We start from the raw sequence: 7,219 nt of genomic DNA, 5'->3' as shown, positions 1-7,219 counted from the left end.
TTCGTGGACGTAAAGCGACAGCAGTCCACGAACAAGGCCCCGGAGGTCCGTCACCGCACCCACCACAAACCCAGCCCGCCGCAGGCGCAACGGCGAGAAACCCCCGCGGCGCCGCAGACAGCTACGTGCGCGGCGCCGCAAAGCGCGCAACGGCGAGACGCCCCGCGGCGGGAGAGACGGGTACGTACGGGGCGCCGCAAAGCGCAACGGCGAGCAACCCCCGCGGCGGAACAGCCAGGTACGTGGGAAGAAAGCCAAGCGCAGCGGATCGGCGCACTCTGGAGAGGAGGCCCCCGCCAGAGAGGAGTGAGGCGATGCAGGAGACCATCACCGCGGGCGTGGACGGTACGCCGGAGTCGTCGGCCGCCGTTCTGTGGGCGGCCCAGGAGGCACAGCTGCGCAAGGCCCGGCTGCGGCTGCTGCACGCCTGGGTGCTGCTCGCCCCGGAGCCTGCCGGGCCGCCCGGCGGGGAGCGCGACCAGAACTACTGGCCCCACCGGATGATGGACGAGGTGGCCGGCACCGTCCAGGCCCGCTACCCGGACCTTCCGCTGGAGCGGGAGCTCGTGCCCAAGGATCCGCTGGAGGCCCTGGCGGACGCCGCCGGCCGGTCGGAGCTGCTGGTCCTGGGCACCCGTGACCTGGGCCCGGTGTCGCGGTACGTACTGGGTGAGGTCGGCCTCCAGCTCATCGCCCGCACCACCACGCCCACGGTCCTGGTCCGCACCCGGCAGGAGGCCGCGGTGGCCGGCCGCGTCGGTGACGTGGTGGTCGGGGTCGGCCTGCACGAACCGCACGAGCCGCAGCTCGCCTTCGCCTTCGACTGCGCGCTGCGGCACGGCGTCACCCTGCGTGCCGTGCACGGCCGGCACCTGCCGTCGTTCGCGTACAACCGGGGCGGCGGCGTGGAGCCGTACGCCGCCGAGGAGGCGGCCGCGGTGGCCCGCGCGGACCTGGCCCGGGCGCTGGCTCCGTGGCGGGAGAAGTACCCGGACGTGACGGTGGACGCGCGGGTGGAGCTGGAGAGCCCGGCGCCGGCGCTGTTGCACGACACCACGGACGCCGGGCTGCTGGTCGTCGGGCGCCGCCACCGCCGTCTGCGGCCCGCGCCGCGGATCGGCCACATCGTGCAGGCGGTCGTCCACCACGCCGCGTGCCCGGTGGCGGTGGTGCCGTACGAGGGGAAGGGCGGATGATGACGACAGGGGCCGTAAGCGGAGGTGAACCATGGCGATCATCGTCGAGTGGCCGGTCCGGCTGCAGCTCGTCGAGGAGGGCGGCACGACCACGGCCCGCGCGGAACTCCGTACCCGTGCCGCGACCTTCACCGGGCACGGCACGGCGCGGCGCAGCCCGGAGGACCGGGACGTGCCGGAGATCGGGGAGGAGATCGCGGCCGGGCGGGCGCTGCGGGACCTGGCCGGGCAGCTGCTGCGGGTGGCGGACGACGACCTGGAGGACGCCGGTGCCGCACCGCCGCGGCACGAGACCCGCACCGCCTACGGCTGGACCGACGCACTGGCCTGAGCCGCGGTGGCGGACCGTGCCCGGGGGTGGAAGGAGCCGGCCATGTCGGATGCCACGCTCACCGACCTCTACGAGGTGACCATGGCCATGTCGTACGTGCGCGAGGGCATGGTGCGGCCGGCGACCTTCAGCTGCTTCGTCCGGGAACTGCCGCCGGAGCGGGGCTTTCTGGTCGCGGCGGGCATCGAGACCGTCCTGGCGCATCTGGAGGGGTTCCGGGTCGGGCAGGAGGACGTCGAGGTGTTCGCCGAGACGCTGCAACGGCCGGCGGAGGATGTGGCCCCGCTGCTCGGCATGCGCTTCACGGGCGAGGTGCGGGCGGTGCCCGAGGGGCATGTGGTGCTGGCCGGCGAACCGCTGCTGGAGATCACCGCGCCGCTCCCCCAGGCCCAGCTGCTGGAGTCGTACGTCCTCAACCAGCTCAGCCATCAGACCGCCCTCGCGTCGAAGTGCGCCCGCTGTGTGCTGGCCGCGCACGGGCGGCCGGTGGTGGACTTCTCGCTGCGGCGCACCCACGGCATCGAGGCGGCCCACACGGTGGCCCGGCTGGGTGCGATGGCGGGTTTCGCCGGCACCAGCAACGTCGCCGCGGCGCACGCCGAGGACCTGCCCGCGGTCGGCACGATGGCGCACTCGTACGTGGAGGCGTTCGAGGACGAGGAGGCGGCCTTCACCGCGTTCGCGCGCTGCCACCCCGGGCCGGTGACCTTCCTGGTGGACACCTACGACACCGCGTCCGGGGTCGCCGCGGCGGCCCGGGTGCTGACCGCCCTGGGCATCGGGGACGGCTCCGCGATCCGGCTGGACAGCGGGGACCTGGCCCGGCTCTCGCGGCAGGCCCGCGCGATGCTCGACAACGCGGGCCTGCCGCAGGTCCGCATCGTCGCCAGCGGCGGGCTCGACGAGTTCGCGGTGCACGACCTGGTGACCGCGGGGGCGCCGATCGACGTCTTCGCGGTGGGCACCCGGGTGGGGGTGAGCGCCGACGCGCCGTATCTGGACTCGGCGTACAAGCTCGTGGCGTACGACGGGCGGCCGGTGATGAAGCTGTCGGCGGCGAAGGTGACCGCGCCGGGCCGCAAGCAGGTGTTCCGCAGGCCCGGCTTCCTGGACGTGATCGGGCTGGCCGACGAGGCGCCGCCCGCGGACAGCGTGCCGCTGCTGGCGACGCTGATGCGGGAGGGTGCGCGCTGTGTGCCGCGGTACCGGCCGGCGGACGCCCGGCAGCGGTTGGCGGCCGATCTCGCCGGGCTGCCCGGGTCGGCCCGGCGGATCCGGTCCCCGCAGCCGGTGCGGGCGGTGGTGTCGCACCGGTTGGCCGTGCTGACCGAGCGGGTCCGGCGGCGGACCGAGCGGGAGACCCTGGCGCCGTTCGGAGCGGACGCCTGACGGCCCGGGGAGACGCGGACCGGGAGACAGCGGGGTGGGGTGGCACGGCGTGAGGGGAGCCGCTCAGGGGTGTCGTCAGGCGCGTTCGGGGACGACCGCGACGGGGCAGTCGGCGTGGCACAGCGCGCTGTGGGCGACCCGGCCGAGCGGCAGCCCGAAGTGCCCGTGGCGGTGCCCCGCGCCGACGACGAGGAGGTCCGCCGCGGCGGCGCGGTGCACCAGCACCTTGTGCGCCGGCCCCTCGACGGTGGTGCGGCGCACCGTGACGGCCGGGTGCTCGGCGGCCGCCTCCGCCAGTGCGGCGTCGAGCTGCTCCGCGGCCTGCTTGTCGTGGTAGTCCTGCGCCTGGGTGGCGAGCAGCGGCGGGTCGTCGCTGCGTTCGTGGGCGGGGCAGCGCCAGGCGCGGACGGCCTTGAGCAGACAGCCGCGGGCCTCGGCCTCCCGGAAGGCGAACCGCACCGCCTCCGCGCTCTTCGCCGGCTCGCCGACCCCGAGCAGGATGCTGCGGTGACTTCCCGCCAGCCCTGCCCGGTCACCGCGCACCACCACGACCGGGCACGGGGCCCGGGCCGCGACCGCCACCCCGACGGAGCCCAGCAGCCGGCCGAGGACCTCGCCGCGTCCGCGGGAGCCCAGGACCAGCGCGTACGCGTAGTGGGCCTCGCGCAGCAGGGCGTCGACCGCCTCCTCGGGCAGCACCTCGGACACGGTCTCGACGTCCGCGTTGCGGCAGCGGGCGCGTTCCACGGCGGCGCCGGCGACGGCCTCAGCGAGCACCTGTTCACCGGGCGGTTCGCCGGCGTCCGGTCCGGACTCCGGGGGCTCGTAGTGCTCCCAGGTGGAGGCGTGCACGATCCGCAGCGGCAGCCCGTGGAGGGCGGCCTCGTCCACCGCCCAGTCCAGGGCCCGCAGGGCGGGGTCCGAACCGTCGACACCCACGACCAAGGGCCGTTCCATGGCCGCCACCGCCCTTCTCCCCCTCGTCCGGCTCCCGGTGCGCCCTCCCATCGTCGCCCCGCGTACGGGCGCACGCCACGTCCAAACGCGCCCGCGGCTGCCGGGCGTGGTGCCATGGAAGGACACCGATGCCCGGACCCGACGAGACCGACGACGGACAGCGACGAACGGATGCCACGATGACCGGTGCGCCGTTGCTCGCCACGGCCCTGCGCTCACTGCGGGCCGTGGTCCTCGACACCGACGGAGTGATCATCGACTCCGCCCGGTTGCACGCCGCGGCCTGGAAGGACGCCTTCGACCCGTTCCTGGAGGCCACCGGCGGCCAGCGCCCGTTCGACCTCGTGGAGGACTACCTGCGCCACGTCGACGGCCGGTCGCGGCTGGACGGGGCGAGTGCCTTCCTGGCGTCCCGGGGCCTGGAGCTGCCGCTCGGCGACGCGGACGACGCCCCCGGCTCCGGCACGGTCGGGGCGCTGGCCGCCCGCAAGGAGCAGCTCTTCACCGCGGGCCTGCGGACCCACACCATCGAGGCCTGGCCCGGCAGTGTGCGTCTCCTGGACGCGCTGCGGCGGGCCCGGGTCCCGTGCGCGGCGGTCTCGGCGTCGCGGCACGCGACCGAGCTGCTGTCCGCGGCCGGGGTGCTGGCGCTGTTCCAGGCCGTGGTGGACGGCAACGAGGCGCGCCGGCTGGACCTGCCCGGCAAACCGGACCCGGCGCTGTTCGTGGAGGCGGCCCGGCGGCTGGACGTGCCGCCCCGGGACACCGCCGTGGTGGAGGACGCGCTGGCCGGTGTCGAGGCGGGCCGGCGGGGCGGGTTCGGGCTGGTGGTGGGCGTGGACCGGACCGGCGGCCGGATCAGCGCGGCGGCCCTGCGCCGGCACGGCGCCGACGTGGTCGTGGCCGACCCCGGCGAGCTGCTGGTGACCGGGGAGGGCTGATGGCGCGCCCCTGGACGTGGTCGTACGAGGGCTATGACCCGGCGGGTGAGCGGCTGCGGGAGACGCTGTGCGCGCTGGGCAACGGCTACTTCGTCACCCGTGGTGCGGCGTGCGAGGTGCTGGGCGACCCGGTGCACTATCCGGGGACGTACGTGGCCGGCTGCTACAACCGGCTCACCTCCACCGTGGCGGGCCGGTCGGTGGACAACGAGGACATGGTCAACATGCCCAACTGGCTTCCGTTGCGGTACCGGATCTGCCCCGCCGACGCCGCTCCCGGCCCGTGGCTCTCGCCCGACCATCCCCATCTCGGCGAGCTCCGGCAGACGCTGGACCTGCGCGGCGGCACGCTGACCCGCTCCTCGGCGTACACCGACGAGGCGGGGCGGCGGCTGGGGGTGGAGGAGCGCCGCCTGGTGCACATGGGTGAGCCGCACCTGGCCGCGCAGCGCCTGTCGTTCACGGCCGACGGGTGGGCCGGTGCGGTCGAGGTGGAGGCGGCGATCGACGGCGGGGTCCGCAATGCCGGTGTGGCGCGCTACCGGGGGCTGGCCGATCAGCATCTGCGCGGCTGGGAGTCGGGCTCCGAGCGGCCCGACACCATGTGGCTGACCTCGCGCACCACCGACTCGGACATCCTGGTGGCGCTGGCGGCGCGGTTGCGGGCCACGCCGGCCCGGGGCGTGGCGCACCAGACCCGGCTGACGGTGCTGCGGGCCTTCCAGACCGTGGTGCTGCCGATCGGCCCCGGCAGCACCGCGGTCGTCGACAAGACCGTGGCGCTGTACACCTCCCGCGACCCGGCGATCGAGAGTCCACGGCGCGCGGCGGTCGAGAGCGTGATCCAGGCGCCGCACTTCCGGCAGCTGCTGGCGTCGCACCGCCGCGCCTGGGCGGACCTGTGGCGGCAGGCGAAGCTGGAGGTGCCCGGGGAGGCCGGCCAGATCCTGCGGCTGCACCTCTTCCACGTGCTGCAGACCCTGTCGCCGCACACCGCCGAGCTCGACGTCGGGGTGCCGGCGCGCGGGCTGCACGGCGAGTCGTACCGGGGACACGTCTTCTGGGACGAGCTGTTCGTGCTGCCGTTCTTGAACCTGCATCTGCCGCAGGTCTCCCGGGCGTTGCTGGAGTACCGCTACCGGCGGCTGCCGGCCGCCCTGCATGCGGCGCGGGAAACCGGCCGGGCCGGTGCGATGTATCCGTGGCAGAGCGCCGGGGACGGCCGGGAGGAGACCCAGCAGCTGCACCTGAACCCGCGCTCGGGCCGCTGGCTGCCCGACTACTCGCGGCTGCAGCACCACGTCGGCTCGGCCATCGCGTACAACATCTGGCAGTACGGGCAGGCCAGCGGGGACAGTGACTTTCTGGGGACCAAGGGCGCGGAGATGCTGCTGCAGATCGCCCGTTTCTGGGCCTCGGCCACGGCCTGGGACAGCGAACTGGGCCGGTACCGGATCCGCGGGGTGGTCGGTCCCGACGAGTACCACGACGGGTATCCGGGCGCGGCGCAGCCGGGCGTGGACGACAACGCCTACACCAATGTGACCGCGGCCTGGGTGCTGATGCGTGCCCTGGAGCTGTGCGACACGCTCCCCGAGGCGCACCGCCGGCAGCTCTTCGAACGGATCCAGCTCACCCCGGACGAGCCGGAGCGCTGGGAGGACATCGCGCACCGGCTGCACGTGCCGCACCACCGCGGCGTCATCAGCCAGTTCGCCGGGTACGGGGACCTCGCCGAACTGGACTGGGAGGGCTACCGGCGGCGTTACGGCGACATCCGGCGGCTGGACCGGATCCTGGAGGCGGAGGGCGACACCGTCAACCGCTACCAGGCGTCCAAGCAGGCCGATGTGCTGATGCTGGGCTATCTGTTCTCCCCTGCCGAACTCGTCGCGGTGTTCCACCGATTGGGATACGCGCTGGACGAGGACACCTGGCACGCCACCGTGGACTACTACCTGAGCCGGACCAGTCACGGCTCGACGCTGAGCGCGCTGGCCCACGCCTGGGTGCTGGCCCGGGTCCAGCGGCCCGACGCCTGGGCGTACTGCGAGGAGGCGCTGACCGGGGACGTGGCCGATGTCCAGGGCGGTACGACCGCGGAGGGCATCCATCTGGGCGCGATGGCCGGCAGCCTGGATCTGGTGCAGCGCGGTCTGACCGGGCTGGAGACCCGGGAGGAGGCCCTCTGGCTGGATCCGGCCCCGCTGCCGCAGCTGTCGAAGTTCGCGGTGCGGATCCGCTACCGCTGGCACTGGGACATCGACTTGCGGATCCGCGCCGAGCAGGTGGGCATCGCCGTGCCGGAGTCGGACCTGCCGCCGGTCCGGGTCCGGCTGCGCGACCGTTCGTTCCTCATCGCGCCCGGCACGGCCCGCCGCCTCGACCTGCCCGACCCCTGACGG

At 74.6% G+C, this 7,219-nt stretch carries 6 protein-coding genes; 5 read left to right on the top strand and 1 reads right to left on the bottom strand.

Going from position 1 to position 7,219, the window contains the following annotated elements:
* Positions 1-314 precede the first annotated feature (314 nt).
* The 3 genes from IG62_RS0110670 to IG62_RS0110660 are packed head-to-tail and all read left to right on the top strand — an operon-like array spanning position 315 to position 2,916.
* Positions 315-1,196: a universal stress protein gene (locus tag IG62_RS0110670; protein WP_030800267.1), complete on the top strand. Its 882-nt coding sequence runs from the start codon at positions 315-317 to the stop codon at positions 1,194-1,196.
* Between the two features lie 31 nt (positions 1,197-1,227).
* Positions 1,228-1,527: a DUF1876 domain-containing protein gene (locus tag IG62_RS0110665; RefSeq protein WP_030800265.1), complete on the top strand. Its 300-nt coding sequence runs from the start codon at positions 1,228-1,230 to the stop codon at positions 1,525-1,527.
* A gap of 42 nt (positions 1,528-1,569) precedes the next feature.
* A complete protein-coding gene (locus IG62_RS0110660; RefSeq protein ID WP_030800264.1) occupies positions 1,570-2,916 on the top strand; it encodes a nicotinate phosphoribosyltransferase in 1,347 nt (448 codons plus the stop codon).
* 75 nt (positions 2,917-2,991) lie between these two features.
* Here the strand turns inward: IG62_RS0110660 and IG62_RS0110655 are convergent, their stop codons facing one another.
* Positions 2,992-3,873, bottom strand: a complete 882-nt coding sequence (locus tag IG62_RS0110655) for a universal stress protein (RefSeq protein ID WP_030800262.1) — start codon at positions 3,871-3,873, stop codon at positions 2,992-2,994.
* Between the two features lie 179 nt (positions 3,874-4,052).
* On the opposite strand from IG62_RS0110655, the gene IG62_RS0110650 reads away from it, so the two are divergent.
* Together IG62_RS0110650 and IG62_RS0110645 are read left to right on the top strand one after the other, a co-directional pair.
* Entirely contained in the window at positions 4,053-4,814 is a 762-nt protein-coding gene (locus IG62_RS0110650) for an HAD family hydrolase (RefSeq protein WP_030800260.1), read from the top strand.
* The gene (locus IG62_RS0110645; RefSeq protein WP_030800257.1) at positions 4,814-7,216 is read left to right on the top strand and encodes a glycoside hydrolase family 65 protein; all 2,403 of its coding nucleotides are present in this window, start codon (positions 4,814-4,816) and stop codon (positions 7,214-7,216) included. Before IG62_RS0110650 ends, IG62_RS0110645 begins: the two co-directional genes overlap by 1 nt.
* Positions 7,217-7,219 lie beyond the last annotated feature (3 nt).

The sequence above is a fragment of the Streptomyces sp. NRRL S-337 genome (assembly GCF_000720175.1).
Lineage (GTDB): Bacteria > Actinomycetota > Actinomycetes > Streptomycetales > Streptomycetaceae > Streptomyces > Streptomyces siderophoricus.
The sequence above is the reverse complement of the archived record's forward strand: the minus strand, read 5'-3'. Positions and strand labels throughout refer to the sequence as shown.